Source organism: Bifidobacterium callitrichidarum, assembly GCF_003129905.1.
GTDB classification, from domain to species: Bacteria; Actinomycetota; Actinomycetes; order Actinomycetales; family Bifidobacteriaceae; genus Bifidobacterium; species Bifidobacterium callitrichidarum.
The window spans coordinates 1-14965 of sequence record NZ_QFFM01000021.1; the positions used below are offsets into that span (position 1 = coordinate 1).

A 14965-nucleotide genomic window follows, 5' to 3' on the forward strand; every position below is an offset into this window, starting at 1 on the left:
TGGCTTAACAGAGCCAAAGAGAAAGCCACGCTCAATGCACGCCGACAAGAACTCGGCGTGCATTGAGCGAGGCTTTCTCTTTGGCTCGCGGCTTAGCGGCTCAGCGGCCGGTGACTTCGGAGCCGACGACCTTTTCCGAAAGAGCGCGCGGGCCACGGGTCACAGCCACGGCACCGGAACGCACCAGCTCGATGACGCCGTAATGCTCGAGAAGTCCCAGCAGTGCGTCAATCTTGCCCTCGGCGCCGGTGGCCTCGATGGTCAGCGACTCCGGATTCACATCCACCACGCGCACGCGGAACAGACGCACAATCTCCAGCACGTCGGAACGGTTGGACTGGTTGGCCGCCACCTTGATAAGCACGAGCTCGCGCTCCACGGTGGAATTCGGATCCAGCTCCACGATCTTCAGCACATGCAGCAGCTTGTTGAGCTGCTTGATGATCTGCTCCAGCGGCACGGCCTCCACATCGGCGGTCACGGTCACGCGGGAGATGTCCGGACGCTCGGTGGGGGAGACGGACAGCGAGTTGATGTTGAACGCACGGCGTGCGAACAGGCCGGCGATACGGGCCAGCACGCCAGGGCGGTTCTCCACCAGGACGGAGAGCGTGTGACGCTCGGAACCCGGCTGGGATGCAGGATACATAGCCATGATTATTCCCTTTCCTCGCTATCCTCAGTGCTCGTCCGCGGCGTTGTCGATGACGGACGGATCGCCGACCGATTCGGTGCCGGGAGCCGGCGCGCCGCCCATCAGTGGCTTGATGCCGGGCATGTACGTCACCTCGTCGTTCGAGGCGCCCGCGGCGACCATCGGCCACACCATCGCGTCCTTCCACACACGGAAGTCGATGAGCACCGGACGGTCGTTGATCTCGTTCGCCTGCTTAATGGCGGCAATCGCCTCGTCCTCGGTGAACGCGCGGATGCCCACGCAGCCATACGCCTCGGCCAGCTTGATGAAGTCGGGCACTTCCAGCGGCGCCTCGCCGGCGGACAGCTGGGACTCGCCCTCGGTGCCGTGGGCCTCGCCGTCCTTGAGGTTGGTCTGCGAGTAGTGGTGCTGGTAGAACAGCGTCTGCCACTGGCGCACCATGCCGTACACGGAGTTGTTGAGAATCGCGATTTTGACCGGGGCGTGATCCAGGAACGCCGCGGCCAGCTCCTCGGAGGTCATCTGGAAGGAACCGTCACCGTCGATGAGCCACACCGGCTTCTTGCCGTCGAACTCGCGGGCGGAGCCCACGGACGCGCCGATGGCGGCGGGCAGGCCGTAACCCATGGTGCCCAGACCGCCGGAGGAGAGCCAGGAGTGCTGGTTCTTGAAGTCGATGAACTGGGAGGCCCACATCTGGTGCTGGCCCACGCCTGTGACCCAGATGGTGTCCGGGTCGGCGAGCTCGGAAAGCTTCTTGATGACCCACTGCGGGGCAAGGGAGCCGTCGGTCGGTTCGTCCCAGGTCATCGGGTACTGCTCGCGCCAGCCGTTGATGGCATCCCACCACGGCTTGAGGTTCGGCTTGCCCTGGATGGCCTGCGTGCGCTCGATCTCGGGGATGAGGTCATCCAGCACGGTGGCCACATCGCCCACGATCGGCACGTCCGGCTGACGGTTCTTACCGATTTCGGCCGGGTCGATGTCGATGTGAATCACGCGGGCCGTGGGTGCGAAGGCATCCAGCTTGCCGGTGACGCGGTCGTCGAAGCGGGCGCCGATGGCCACCAGCAGATCGGCGCGCTGCACGGCGCCGGTGGCGGCGATCGTGCCGTGCATGCCGAGCATGCCGAGGTTCTTCGGGTCGCTGTCCGGCACGATGCCACGGGCCGGCAGGGTGGTCACGATCGGGGCGCCGGTCAGGTCGGCCAGGGCCTTGACCTGGGCGCCGGCGTTGGAGCGGGCCGCGCCGCCGCCCACGTAGAGCACCGGGCGGTAGGACTTGGAGAACAGCTTCGCGGCGTCGGAGAGCACGCGGCCGTGCGCCTTGGTGGTGGGGTTGTAGCCGGGCAGGATCATGCGCTGCGGCCATGAGTAGTACATCTCGCCGGTCTGGGCGGTCTTGGTCAGATCCACCACCACCGGGCCGGGGCGGCCGGTGCGGGCGATGTAGTACGCCTCGGAGAGCACGCGCGGGATGTCCTGCGCGCGGGTCACGAGGAAGGAGTGCTTGGAGACCGGGTAGGTGATGCCTACGATGTCCGCCTCCTGGAAGGCGTCGGTGCCGATGGCGTTGACGCCCACCTGGCCGGTGATGACCACCATCGGCACGGAGTCCATGTTCGCGTCCGCGATGGCGGTGACCACGTTGGTGGCACCCGGGCCGGAAGTCACGATGCACACGCCCACCTTGCCGGTGGCCAGCGCGTAGCCCTCGGCGGCATGGCCGGCGGCCTGCTCGTGGCGCATGAGCACGAAGCGGAACTTGGTGTCCTCATTGATCTGGTGGTAGACGGGCAGAATGGCGCCGCCGGGGATGCCGAAGACGTCCTCAACGCCCAGGTCCTCCAGCGAACGGACCAGCGCCTGCGCGCCGGTCATCTTCTCGCCGTCGATGATGGTCTGCTTGTCGGTGGCCGCATAGGTCTTCGGCACGCCGCTGAATGCCTGCAAGGGCGTAGGTAAAGCCATGATTCCTCTCACCTTGTTATCGATGCGCGCGAGATCCCGCCCGGCCCGGATTGAGGTCGGTCTGTCTCGTCCGTGATTCCGGCCGCGTCTGCTGGGACTTGTGGCCCCGGCGCGGCCTGTCGCTCGTGTGTTCCTAAGTCTATTCGTTCGTCAGACAGCGAGGCCCGGCGTGCTCAGTGGGCAGACATCGGGCCCCGCGTGCCGTCCGCAATGCAGACATGGCACCGATGCAATCGGTTGCATCGGTGCCATGTCATGTGTTTCTTTGCTTGTTCGGCAAGTCCAAGATTGGCTGGCCAACCTGGCGCTACCCGGGCAGCCAAGTATCAAGTCGCGCCGTCAGCGGGCGTCCTTGCGCTGGTCGAGCGTCTTCCATCCGGCCTCGGCGGCGGCCAGCTGCGCCTTGCGCTTGCTGGATCCCTTGCCCACGCCGATCACTTCCTTATAGGTTTCGCCGCCGGTCTTGTCGGTCATGACCAGCGTGGCCTTGGCGGTGAAGATCTGCGCGTATTCGGGGCCGGAGACCTCCATGCGGTAGATCGGGTCCGGCAGTCCCATGTTGTGCGCCTTGACGGTCAGCGAGGTCTTCCAATCGAGCGCCGGGCCTTCGGTGGCCACTTCGGCGAGCGTATCGTCGATGAGACGGTGAACCACCTTGCGGGCCTCGTCGATGCCATGCTCCAGGAAGGTGGCGCCGATGAGCGATTCCACGATGTCGCACAGGATGGAGTTCTTCTCAGCGCCGCCCTGCTCGGCTTCGCCGTGGCCCAACAGAATGTAGGGGCCCACCTTGAGCTTGGTCTTGGCGATGGCGCTCAGCGCGTCCTCCGAGACGGCCTTGGCGCGCATCTTGGCGAGCTGGCCCTCGGTCATGTCCGGGTGGATGGTGAACAGCGTTTCGGTGGAGACCAGCTCCAGCACCGCGTCGCCCAGGAACTCCAGTCGCTCGTAGTTGGGCACACCGGGGTGCTCGTGCGAGAAGGAGCGGTGGGTGAGCGCCTGAACCAGCAGGTCCGGGCTGATGGTGGTGCCCAGAGCCTCAAGCAGTTCGTTGGCGGGTTGCGGTTGCTGTTCGGTGTCTTCGGTCATGGTGATAGGTCATCCTCCGGGTGGGATGGTGGGATGTGATGTGTGGTTGGTTACGCGAAGGCCCCGCCACCCGTCGATGGCAGGGCCTTCATTATGCCGTTATCTCAGGGCTCACTTGGTGTGGGCCGGCTGGATGGCGGAGCGGTAGGTGCGGCCGCGGAAGGAACCGCAGCTCGGGCAGGCCATGTGCGGCAGGGCCGGGGCGCCGCAGTTCGGGCAGCTCACGGTCTTAGCAGCGGTGGCCTTCCAGTTCGCGCGACGCGAGTGCGTGTTGGCGCGCGAGGTCTTGTACTTAGGCAGTGCCATTTTCAGTATCCTCTATTTCGTTCGAACAATTGAGCTTAAGCGTCCGTTATCTTAGCGCGGGGCTCGTACAAAGTCCAAACCGGCGGTGTCACTGTCGAGTTCGCCGCTTGGGCGCCACTGCGTCACTCGCCCTGCTCGGCCTCCAGCTGGGCCTTGAGCGCGGCCAGACCGGCGAAACGGATGTCGGTGGTCTCGTGGTGATGGTCCGGTTCCTCATTGAGGTCCACGCCGCACTGCGAGCACAGGCCCTTGCAGTCTGGGCGACACAGCGGCTGCAGCGGCAGGGACTCGACCAGCGTGTCGCGCAGCATGGCCTCGATGTCCGCGAACGCGCCGCGCTCCAGCAGCGGATAGGTGTCCTCGGACTCGTCCTCGCCGGCGATGATGTCCACTTCCTCGTCGCGCTTGCCCTGCTTGCCGTGGGAATCGTTGGCGGGCGAATCGTAGGGGAAGAAGACGGTGACGTTCACCGTCCAGTCCTTGTCGATGGGCTTCAGGCACCGGGTGCATTCGCTCTTGAACGGTGCGGTCACGCGGCCCGTGAAGATCAGGCCGTCCACGATGGAGTCGAACGCGCCGCTCACGTGGACGGGCTCGCCCTCCTTGATGCCCACGATGTCGTCGCCGATGCCGGCGGGGGCGGGGAAGTCGGCGTCGACCGGCTTGGACTGGCCGGCGCGGGAGGCGACCTGCGCCACCGGGATCGCCCACGGGGAATCCTCAACTCGTGCCATGGTTATGTTGCCTTTCGTGAAAGTGATTGTGCGCGCGTCGTTTCATGCCTGCGCGCGTCTGTATGGTTTCGTGCGGTTTCCGGGTCGATGCTGTCGTTTGCCGGTCGCCGGCCGTCACTGCGCCTCGGGATAGTCGTTGAGCGTCAGGTTCGGCATCTTCTCGCCGGCGGCGCGCTGGCGTTCCTCCAGCACGTTGAGGCCTGCGTGCACATCCTGGGTGAGTTTGCCGAGCTGCTGGGACAGGCCCTCCATCACGGTGGTGCAGTACTGGTCCGCGCCGCGCGTGAGATGGTCCGCCTTGGCCTGCGCGGTCTCCAGGATCGTGCGTGCCTTCTGACGGGCCAGCTCGGTCACGTTCTCCTGACCGGCCAGGAACTGCGCCTGCTCGTTGGCATCCTTGATCATGTCCGCGGCGCGGCTCTGGGCGGAAGCCACGATGGCGCTGGACTGGCTCTGGGCCGATTCCAGTCGGCGCTCGGCCTCGCGCATCAGGGCCGAGGCGCGCTCCAGCTGCACCGGCAGCATCTTCTTGAGCTCGGAGAGCCGGTCGGTGAACTCGTCGCGGTCCACCTTGACCATGCCGGGGGTGAAGATGGACGACTTCGCCTCCTCCAGGGAGGCCTCCATCTCGTCGATGATGTCGTAGACCGTGGTGAATTCCTCGCGGCTCTGGTCGTCGGGGTCGTCGGCCGTGCCTTCGCGCAGGTCCGGCATCGCATCCATGAAAGCGGGGCGGGTGCCTGCTGCGTTGGCCGCGCTGGCGTTCGCGGCGGCCTCAGCGCGGGCCTTGAGCTGGGCGGGCGTGGGCTGCAACGGGCCGTCCGGCATGGCCTGGGCGGCTTCGGTGGGACCGGGCTCGCGCAGGTCCGGCATCTGCGGCATGGCGGCCGGCTGCGCCGGGGCCACCGGGGCCGGGGCGTCGGGCGCGGTGGCGGCCTGCGGCTGGGCGGCGGCCTGGGCCGTCACCGGATCCGCGGGCGGCGTGGGAATCGAGTTGGTGCTCGGCGACTGACCGTCATCGTTCTGGTTCCGGCCGGTCAGATCGACGTAGCCGGTGGGGTGATCATCGTTCATATTCAGTCCTTCCGCATACGTTCCTGGGCCAGGGCCTCGGCGAGCATCGGGACCACGCAATCGGGCACCATGCCGGTCACGTCGCCGCCGTGGCGGGCCACGTCCTTGACTATGGAACTGGAGATGTGTTCAAGAATCGGGTCGGCCGGCAGGAACAGGGTCTCGATGCCGGCGAGCTTGCGGTTGACCAGGGCCATGCCGAGCTCGGCCTCGTAGTCGCCGTTCTGGCGCAGGCCCTTGACGATGACGCTGGCGCCGACCTTTCTGCAGTAGTCGGTGATCAGGCCGTCCGTGGAGGAGACCGTGATGTTGGTGCATCCGGCCTTGTCCAGGGCGCGGCGGATCACCTCCACGCGCGTCGATTCGGAAAACATCGGTGTTTTCGCGGCGTTGACGGCCACCACCACGTGGACCTCGTCAAAGAACCGCGCCGAGCGCTCGATTACATCCAAGTGTCCGGCGGTCACGGGGTCGTACGAGCCGGGGCATACTGCGATAGTCATGCCTTATAGCCTACCGCGACTGGTGCGCTTCGGTGCCGCCGGTGACGTGGGGAATCTATGATGGTAGGCAGACTTGCTGCCAAGTGTGTAAGGAAAGTGGTGCACGATGATGTTCGTTGATGATGCCGAACCGTTGAGGAATCCCGATCAGGGCGCCGGTACGTCGGTGTTGGAGCGCCCGCAGACCCAGGAAGCGCCGGTGCGTGACGATGGCGGCGATGCCGACCGCTTTGCGCATTACGTGTCCAAGGACCGCATCGCCGAGTCCCGTATGACGGGCCGCCCGGTGGTGGCCCTGTGCGGCAAGGTGTGGGTGCCCAAGCACGACCCGTCCAAGTACCCGGTCTGCCCGGACTGCAAGCGCATCTATGAGGAGATGATGGCGTAGTTTTCGCTGGGGATGGAATCGGCCTTCGGCCGATATGAGTTCTTCCGCAGGGCTTACGCCCTGCTTTTTCTTCTCTCCCTCCGTCATCGGCTTCGCCGATGCCACCTCCCTCGTCAGAGGGAGGCAAGGCCCTATAGGTATAGGCTTGGCCCCCTCTGACGAGGGGGCTCCCGCGAAGCGGGTGGGGGAGAGAAGAAGAGCGGGACGTGAGTCCCAGCAGGAAACCCGTATCGGACGAAGGCCGATTCCGCTATCGCCGATGCCGAATGGCGGGATTACCGTGCCGCGATCTCGTCGATGAGCTTGAGCTCCTCGTCGGTGAAGTGCGTGTTCTTCAGCGCGCCGATGTTGTCGATGATCTGCTGCGGCTTGGAGGCGCCGGCCAGCACGGAGGTCACCTTGCCGTCATGCAGCAGCCATGCGAGGCTCATCTCCGCGAGCGTCTGGCCGCGCTCGGCCGCCAGGTTGTTGAGGTCCACGATCTGGCCGTGCAGTTTCTCGGTCAGTGCGGAATCGTTGAGGAACCGCGGGTCGCGGGCGATGCGGCTGTCCGCCGGGATGCCGTTGAGGTAGCGGTTGGTCAGCAGGCCCTGCTCCAGCGGGCAGAAGGTGATGAGGCCCTTGCCCAGCTTGACGGCCGTGTCCTTGAGACCGTTGCGCTCCACGGTGCGGTCGAGGATGTTGTACTTGTTCTGGTTGATGATGAACGGCACATGCAGTTCGGCGAGGATCGCGGCGGCCTTCTCCATGGTCGGGCCGTCGTAGTTGGACAGGCCCACGTATAGCGCCTTGCCGGAGTTCACGGCCTGGGCGAGGGCGCCCATCGTCTCCTCAAGCGGGGTTTCCGGATCCGGGTGGTGGTGGTAGAAGATGTCCACGTAATCCAGGCCGAGTCGTTCGAGGCTCTGGTCGAGGCTGGCGAGCAGGTACTTGCGGCTGCCGAGGTCGCCGTAGGGGCCGGCCCACATCTCGTAGCCGGCCTTGGTGGAGATCACGAGCTCGTCGCGGTGGTGCTTGAAGTACTTGGCGAGCAGCAGGCCGCAGTTCTTCTCGGCCTGGCCGGGCTCGGGGCCGTAGTTGTTGGCCAGGTCGAAGTGAGTGATGCCGTTGTCGAACGCGGTGAAGACCAGCTGCTTCATCTGCTCGAAGGGCGTGATGTCGCCGAAGTTGTGCCAGAAGCCGAGCGAGACGGCCGGAAGCTTGAGGCCGGAGACGCCGGCGTGGTTGTAGGCCATCGAATCGTAGCGATGCGGGTTCGGGGTGTACGTGGCGGTTGGTTCGAACATGATGCTCCTTTGCGCGGGATTGCGGTGCTGATAGTATGGTTCCAGTTCAAGTGAACTTGAATGCAAATGTGGGATGGCACTTCGGCGTGTCGCGCTTTATTGCGGAAAATGATTGGTTCTGTTGAACTGATATGCCGATATGGTTCCTTCCCCTAGCCCCTTGCTGGAGGAGCTGGCGGCGAAGCCGACCGAAGGACAGTCCACTGAAGCCTTGATTTTGCTGGGAGGTTGTCGGTATGGAGTCGGACAAGGAAACGTACACGATTCGCGAGGTGGCGGCGCGGTTCCACATGCAGCCGTCCACGCTGCGCTATTACGAGGACCAGGGTCTGCTGACCAATGTGGGGCGCACCATGTCCGGGCAGCGGGTATACGAGGATTGCCATATCAACCGGCTGCGGGCCATCTGCTGCTTCAAGAATGCCGGCATGACCATCGACGATCTCAAGAAGTTCTTCACGTACGAGCAGGACGAGCCGGCGCACATCGACGAGATCATGGAACTGTTGGAGTCCCGCCGTGAGACCCTGGACGAGCAGCGGCGTGCGCTGAACGAGGCGGCGATGCACGTCCAGCGCAAGCTGCATTACTACGGCGGCATCAAGCAGGCCCTTGACGCGGGTGAACCGTTGCCCGACTGGAACGACTTCAAGACCCGCGTCTATTCGATTGATTGCTGAGCCGGTCGCGGTTTTTCCGGTGACCCTGTTCCGGTGAGGGGACACCAAAACGTTTGGCTCTGTTACACCGGGATCGGCATGAACCTATTCCTAGCTCCCCTTGTCAGGACATTGCCGTGAAGCAAACGGCAGTGCCGTTTGCAGGCAATGTGCGGAGCGACGGCCGATTCGGTAGGCTGCGAACGGAGTTCGTCATTGATTGCAGGACGAGCCGTCGGCGTGGCCGACTGAAGGCGGTCCCATCGGATTCATGCCAATCCCGGTGTAACTGAGCCAAACGTATGGGCGGTTACTTGCCGACGTACGGGTCGTCGAAGAAGCCGAGCTCGTACTTGACGGCGGTCTGGAAGCGCTCGCGCAGCTCGGGGTCGTTCGGGTCGGCCACGCGGTTGAACTCGTTGATGAGGAACTCGACCCACTCGGTGAAGTAGTCGCCGCGATGCACGTCCACCCAGCCGCGGTGCTCAGGCTTGACCGGCAGGTTGCGGCCGTGATCCGTGGCACGCTCGGCCCAGTCGAGGTAGAGGCTTTCGGCCACCACGAGCACGGCGAGGCCGTCCGCGTAGGAGCGGGTCTCGATGGTGTCCGTGTACAGCTTCTTGAAGCCGATGCTGGCCGGGGCCAGTTCGGGGTGCAGGATCTGGTCCTCGCTCACGCCGTACTGGTCGAAGCGGTCCTGGAAGTAGGTGTCCTCGTCGGCGGCGATGAAGCCGAGCTGGGCGGCGAGACGCACCTTGGCCTTCATCGTGTCGGCGGAGGCCAGCACCTGGCCGATCAGGGAGAGGAAGTCGCTGGCGAACTGGTAGTCCTGGATGAGGTAGTCGCGCAGGACCTCCGGGGCGATGGTCTCGTTCACGAGCTCCTTGACGAAGCGGTGGTTGACGGCCGCCTCCCAGTCGTCGTGGGTCAGTTCGCGCAGCTGCTCGTACGGGGTTTTGGTGGTGCTGGTCTCGGTCATGGTCGGAGCCTTCCCTTGTTCGTGGTGATGATGCATTGGACGCCGTGGCGGCGCATGCCCCTTCACGCGCCCAGTCTAGCGGGATACGGCGTGGTGCGGAAGGGTTTCGCGCTATGACCAATCGCACATTGGGGGGAGTAGAGTCTTTTGGCTCCCCTTGAAGGACGCCGCCGTAAAGCGGACAGTTCAGTGGACTGTCCGCTTTACGGCGTGCGAGACGGCAGTCGAGCCAGCAAAACGCGAACGAAGTTTGTCCGTAATTGCGGAAGAGTCGCGGAGCGTGCCTGAGGGGTAGTCTGTTCGATTAATCTGGACTACCCCTCAGTCACGCTCCGCGTGACAGCTCCCCTGACAAGGGGAGCCGAGAGAGGGGGGCTACAGGACTGTAGTCTCAGTAGGAATCACCGGCTCGCCCTTCATGAGGCTCTGGGCGGTGATGGGCAGCTCGGCCAGGGCCTTGGCGCGGTAGTCGTGCGCGGCCATGATGGCGTCGTGGCCCTGCCAGGTCGAGTCGATCTCGCCGTGGTCCACGAAGTCCACCAGCAGGTTCTTCCACTCCGGGTTCGGCTCGAACGTGGCCAGCTTGTCCTCCGAGCCGGAGATCACGTGCTCGGCGTCGGCCAGTGCATATTCATAGGAGCGGAACGCCAGCTTGCGGCCCGGTACGGTGGCCTTGTTCTTGGACTTCTTGGCCACGGACTGCATGGTGCCGTCCGCGCCCTCGCGCTCGGTGAGCTTGTACACCATCGCGCAGGTGGGGGCGCCGGAGCCGGTGACCAGCATGGTGCCCACGCCGTAGGAGTCCACCGGCGCGGTCTGCAGTGCGGCCAGCGCGTACTCGTCCAGATCATTGGTCACGGTGATGGTGGTGTTCGTGGCGCCCAGGGCATCCAGCTGGTTGCGCACGCGCTGGGCCATGGCGGCCAGGTCGCCCGAATCGATGCGCACGCCGCCGAGCTCCGGGCCGGCCACCTCCACGGCGGTCTTCACGGCTTCCTCGATGTTGTAGGTGTCCACCAGCAGCGTGGTGTTGCGGCCCAGGGCGTTGATCTGCGATTCGAAGGCGTCACGTTCGGAATCGTGCACCAGCGTGAAACAGTGCGCGGCCGTGCCGATGGCCTTGAGCCCGTACATCTGGGCGGCCAGCAGGTTGGCGGTGCCCTTGAAGCCGCCCACCACGGCGGCGCGGGCTGCGGCCACGGCGGCCCACTCGTTGGTGCGGCGTCCGCCCATGTCCATGCACGGGCGGTCCTTGGCGGCCGAGACCATGCGGGACGCGGCCGAGGCAACGGCGGAATCGTAGTTCAGGATGGACAGGATCAGCGTCTCCAGCAGCGTGCACTCGCCGAACGTGCCTTCGACCTGCAGGATCGGGGAGTTCGGGAAGAACATCTCGCCCTCGCGGTAGCCGCGGATCGAGCCGGAGAAACGGAAGTGTTCCAGCCACTTGATGGTCTCGGGGCTTACCACATGGCGGTCGGCCAGGAACCGCAGGTCCTCCTCGTCCAGGTGGAAGCGTTCGAGCGCGTCGAGGATGCGGCCGGTGCCGGCCACCACGCCGTAGCGGCGGCCTTCCGGCAGATGGCGTGTGAACACCTCGAACACGCACTTGCGGTCGGCGGTGCCGTCCTTGAGTGCGGCGTCGAGCATCGTGTATTCGTACATGTCGGTCATCAGCGCCGGCGAATAATCAAGCATGGCGGACCTTTCTTCAGTGATTAGGCTGCGTTCCCACTTTTGGTTACAGTGACTATAAGTGTAGTCGCGGCCGTGGCCCGGCACCTCCCGCGTCATACGGCTGGGCGTACGATGGGGCGCATGGTTGAAATCAAAGATCTGCTCAAGGAACATCAAATCATCCGCGCCGACGGCCGCAAGGTGGACGAGCTGCGTCCGGTGCGCATCACCCGTCACTTCACCGACGCCCCGGAGGGCTCCGTGCTCATCGAATGCGGCAACACGCGCGTGATGTGCACCGCCACGTTCACCCCCGGCGTGCCGCGCTGGCGCAAGGATTCCGGTCTGGGCTGGGTCACCGCCGAATACGCGATGCTGCCGCGCGCCACCGCCGAGCGCACCGACCGCGAATCCGTCAAGGGCAAGCTCGGCGGACGCACGATGGAGATCAGCCGTCTCATCGGTCGCTGCCTGCGCGGCGTGGTGGACATGAAGGCACTGGGCGAGAACCAGATCCAGCTCGACTGCGACGTACTCCAGGCCGACGGCGGCACCCGCACCGCCTCCGTGACCGGCGCGTACGTGGCGCTGGTGGACGCGGTCAACTGGGCCGAGCGCAACCATCACATCAAGTCCGCCGCGCGTGTGCTGAAGGATACGGTCTCCGCCGTGTCCGTGGGCGTGATCAACGGCACGCCGATGCTGGACCTGCCCTACATCGAGGACAGCCAGGCCATGACGGACATGAACGTGGCCATGACCGGTTCCGGCGCGTTCATCGAGCTGCAGGGCACCGCCGAGCACCGCCCGTTCACCCGTGCCGAGCTCGGCGTGCTGCTCGACCTGGCCGAGAAGGGCAACAAGGAGCTGCAGGCCGCCCAGCGCGCCGCCCTGGCCCTGGACTAGTCGAGTCGGCGAGGCTCAAGGCCGCACGCTTCGTCAGGTCCGCCCCTGCCGGGCTCCTGCCGGGGTCTGCCCGGTCTTGCAGGGAAACCGTTTGCGGGAAAAGGACTGTATGTTCGCGTCCCAACGAGACCGCCGCGAACATACAGTCGCTACAGGCCTCTAAACAGACTGTATGTTCGCGGACCCTCCGTTCACGCGCGAACATACAGTCTTGTTTCAGACCCCGTCACCGTTCGGAATCACAGACGTAAAGGAAAAGGTATGAAAATCGTTGTCGCCACCCATAACGAAGGCAAGCTGGTGGAGATTCGCCGCATCCTCGAGGAGGATTTGGGCGAGGCCGCAGCGACCATCGAACTCGTCTCCGCCGGCAGCCTGCACCTGCCCGACCCGGTGGAGACCGGCGTCACCTTCCAGGAGAACGCGCTGCTCAAGGCCCGCGACGTGGCCAGCCGCACCGGTCTGCCCGCCGTCGCGGACGACTCCGGCCTCATCGTGGACGTGATGGGCAACGCCCCCGGCATCCTGTCCGCCCGCTGGGCCGGTGCCCACGGCCATGACAAGGCCAACAACGCGCTGCTGCTCGCCCAGATCGAGGACATCCCGGACGGCAAGCGCACCGGCCGCTTCCGTTGCGCCGCGGCCCTGGTGGTGCCGGACGTGGAGGCAGGCGCGGATGTGACCGGCGGTACGTCCGGTGCCGCTGCGGGCACGACCATGGTCCAGGCCCGCTACTCCATCAAGTCCGAGACGGTGGAAGTGGGGGAGATGCCCGGCGTGATCATCCGAAAGCCCCGCGGCGAGCACGGCTTCGGCTACGACCCGCTGTTCGTGCCGGACGACCAGCCCGGCCGCACCAGCGCCGAGCCCGACTACGAGGGCGAGCCGCTGACCAGCGCCGAAATGACCCCGGACGAGAAGAACGCCATCTCCCACCGCGGCAAGGCCCTGAAGGCCCTGGTCCCCGCCATCGAGGCGCTGCTGTAGCTGGCTGTAACCCCGTTGGCAGGAAGTTGTGGGGGAAAAGTACCACTGACAGTCGCTTCACGGTACTTTTCCCCAAAGTTTCGTACGAGTTTGGAAAAGTGCCACTGGCGACAACTCAGCGGTACTTTTCCCCAAACCGTATAACCATGGAATGCGAAATCAGCCGAACGGCCGGAACAATACAAGCAAAGAGCCACCCGAAGGAATCGAACCCCCGACCTTCCCGCAAACGATGGGGATGCTCTACCACTGAGCTAAGGTGGCGTGGCTTGAAACGTAGTCTCGAGCCAAGAGAGCAATATAGCACTTCGCATTGCGGCATGCAAACGACGATGCAAACGAATGGTGTCGGTCGTCCGCCGCATCCCGCAGCACGGGGACCGCGCGTTATGCTAGCATCGGTAAACCTGACTGCTGGTCCGGAACAAGGAAGAACATGCGTGATTTTGTGCTGGTGCGGTTGAGTGACGACGAGTTCGATGAGTTCTCCGCCAAGCATCCGCAAGGCAATTTCCAGCAAACCTCGGCCATGGGCCGTCTGCGCGCCGCCCAGGGAGTGGACGTGGAGTACCTGGCCGTCAAGGAACATGACGATATCGTGGCGGCCGCACTGTTCGAGACGCACCGTTCTCGTCTGTCCACGTTCGCCGCCATCCATGACGGGCCGATGGTGGACTATCACGACGCCGAACTGCTCACGTTCTTCATGGCCCAGCTCAAGGCCCACGCCAAGGCCAAGGGTGCCTCCCAGCTGGAGATCACCCCCGAGACCCCGTACCGCCTGCGCGACTCGGACGGACAGCCTCTGCCGGCCGGTGCCGAAGGGGCACAGCCGGATGATGCGCTGTTGGCCAATCTCCAGGCCATCGGCTTCAGGCATGGCGGCTTCACCGTGGGATACACGGCCGTGCCGCGATGGCGCTATCTCAAGGACCTCACGGGTATCGAGACCGAATCGGACCTGCTGAAGTCCTATGACAAGCGCACCCAGTGGAGCGTCAAGCGCGCCCGTTCCATGGGCGTGCACGTACGCGAGCTGGCTGACGACGAGCTGGGCGTGTTCGCCGCCATCGAGCAGCAGACCGCCGAACGCCGCAGCTTCGAATACCGCGGCGAGGAGTACTTCCACCGATTCAAGAAGGCGTTCGGCGCCAAGGCGCATTTCATGGTGGCCGAAATCCACATCGACGAGTACGTCAAGGACATGACGGCCAAACGCGAGGCGCTCGCCGCCAAAGTGGAGTCGCTGACCGCCAAGAACGCGGAGCACCCCACCACCAAGACCGAACGTCAGTTGGGGGAGGAGAGCCGTAACCTGGCCGCCGCCGAGAAGCGACTCAAAGAGGCCGCCGAGCTCGCCAAGAAGGGTGATGTGCTGCCTGCCGCGGCCTCGCTGTTCGTGGAGCACCCGCGCGAGACCATCTACCTCTTCTCCGGCAGCGTGGAGGAGTACAAGCCGTTCTACGCCTCCGCACTCATCCAGCACGAGGCCATGCTGCACCTGTGCCTCGAACGCGGTGTGAGCCGGTACAACTTCTACGGCATCGACGGCGTCTTCGACGATCCGGACGACGAGGGCCGCGGCGTGCTCGAATTCAAGCAGGGATTCAACGGATACGTCGAGGAGCTGCCCGGTGAATTCGAGCTGACCGTCAAGCCGCTGGCCTATGCCCTCAAGCAGCTGGCGCACAAGGTGCTGTCCCGCTGAGCGGACGAGCGAAACCATCGAAAACCGTCGAAACCATCGA

Annotated in this window: 15 protein-coding genes and 1 tRNA gene; 5 read left to right on the forward strand and 11 right to left on the reverse strand. The window is 64.8% G+C overall.

The features are described 5' to 3' along the window. Positions 1-100: 100 nt before the first annotated feature. From ilvN to coaD, 7 genes are all read right to left on the reverse strand, one after another. Positions 101-655, reverse strand: a complete 555-nt coding sequence (gene ilvN / locus DF196_RS09630; protein WP_109057621.1) for an acetolactate synthase small subunit — start codon at positions 653-655, stop codon at positions 101-103. A gap of 24 nt (positions 656-679) precedes the next feature. After that, positions 680-2629 carry an acetolactate synthase large subunit gene (locus DF196_RS09635; protein WP_109057622.1) on the reverse strand — a complete coding sequence of 650 codons (1950 nt, stop codon included), beginning with the start codon at positions 2627-2629 and terminating at the stop codon, positions 680-682. 339 nt (positions 2630-2968) lie between these two features. Beyond that, positions 2969-3718: a ribonuclease III gene (gene rnc, locus DF196_RS09640; RefSeq protein WP_109057623.1), complete on the reverse strand. Its 750-nt coding sequence runs from the start codon at positions 3716-3718 to the stop codon at positions 2969-2971. A gap of 111 nt (positions 3719-3829) precedes the next feature. Further along, positions 3830-4024: a 50S ribosomal protein L32 gene (gene rpmF, locus DF196_RS09645; protein ID WP_109057624.1), complete on the reverse strand. Its 195-nt coding sequence runs from the start codon at positions 4022-4024 to the stop codon at positions 3830-3832. 122 nt (positions 4025-4146) lie between these two features. Then, positions 4147-4758: a YceD family protein gene (locus DF196_RS09650; protein WP_109057625.1), complete on the reverse strand. Its 612-nt coding sequence runs from the start codon at positions 4756-4758 to the stop codon at positions 4147-4149. A gap of 114 nt (positions 4759-4872) precedes the next feature. Next, positions 4873-5832: a cell division protein gene (locus DF196_RS09655; RefSeq protein ID WP_421728479.1), complete on the reverse strand. Its 960-nt coding sequence runs from the start codon at positions 5830-5832 to the stop codon at positions 4873-4875. A 2-nt stretch (positions 5833-5834) separates the two neighbouring features. After that, positions 5835-6335, reverse strand: coding sequence for a pantetheine-phosphate adenylyltransferase (gene coaD, locus DF196_RS09660; RefSeq protein WP_109057626.1), 501 nt, complete (start codon positions 6333-6335; stop codon positions 5835-5837). Between the two features lie 106 nt (positions 6336-6441). On the opposite strand from coaD, the gene DF196_RS09665 reads away from it, so the two are divergent. Continuing rightward, entirely contained in the window at positions 6442-6723 is a 282-nt protein-coding gene (locus tag DF196_RS09665; RefSeq protein ID WP_109057627.1) for a DUF3039 domain-containing protein, read from the forward strand. Between the two features lie 275 nt (positions 6724-6998). On the opposite strand, the gene DF196_RS09670 is transcribed toward DF196_RS09665, so the two are convergent. Continuing rightward, complete coding sequence (locus DF196_RS09670) at positions 6999-8009, reverse strand: aldo/keto reductase (RefSeq protein ID WP_109057628.1); 1011 nt, start codon at positions 8007-8009, stop codon at positions 6999-7001. 236 nt (positions 8010-8245) lie between these two features. On the opposite strand from DF196_RS09670, the gene DF196_RS09675 reads away from it, so the two are divergent. Next, positions 8246-8689: a MerR family transcriptional regulator gene (locus DF196_RS09675; RefSeq protein ID WP_109057629.1), complete on the forward strand. Its 444-nt coding sequence runs from the start codon at positions 8246-8248 to the stop codon at positions 8687-8689. 289 nt (positions 8690-8978) lie between these two features. Here DF196_RS09675 and DF196_RS09680 read toward each other — a convergent pair whose 3' ends face one another. Then, entirely contained in the window at positions 8979-9647 is a 669-nt protein-coding gene (locus tag DF196_RS09680) for a TenA family protein (RefSeq protein WP_158276310.1), read from the reverse strand. Positions 9648-10022: 375 nt separating this feature from the next. Continuing rightward, positions 10023-11345 carry a nicotinate phosphoribosyltransferase gene (locus DF196_RS09685; RefSeq protein WP_109057631.1) on the reverse strand — a complete coding sequence of 441 codons (1323 nt, stop codon included), beginning with the start codon at positions 11343-11345 and terminating at the stop codon, positions 10023-10025. Between the two features lie 120 nt (positions 11346-11465). Here DF196_RS09685 and rph point away from each other — a divergent pair, with 120 nt between their 5' ends. Both rph and DF196_RS09695 read left to right on the forward strand, forming a co-directional pair. Continuing rightward, positions 11466-12230, forward strand: a complete 765-nt coding sequence (rph, locus tag DF196_RS09690) for a ribonuclease PH (RefSeq protein ID WP_109057632.1) — start codon at positions 11466-11468, stop codon at positions 12228-12230. A 261-nt stretch (positions 12231-12491) separates the two neighbouring features. Next, positions 12492-13217 carry a non-canonical purine NTP pyrophosphatase gene (locus tag DF196_RS09695; protein WP_109057633.1) on the forward strand — a complete coding sequence of 242 codons (726 nt, stop codon included), beginning with the start codon at positions 12492-12494 and terminating at the stop codon, positions 13215-13217. Positions 13218-13408: 191 nt separating this feature from the next. Here the strand turns inward: DF196_RS09695 and DF196_RS09700 are convergent. After that, positions 13409-13481: transfer RNA gene (locus tag DF196_RS09700), tRNA-OTHER, on the reverse strand. Positions 13482-13653: 172 nt separating this feature from the next. On the opposite strand from DF196_RS09700, the gene DF196_RS09705 reads away from it, so the two are divergent. Further along, complete coding sequence (locus tag DF196_RS09705; protein ID WP_109057634.1) at positions 13654-14925, forward strand: aminoacyltransferase; 1272 nt, start codon at positions 13654-13656, stop codon at positions 14923-14925. The last annotated feature ends 40 nt before the right edge of the window (positions 14926-14965 follow it).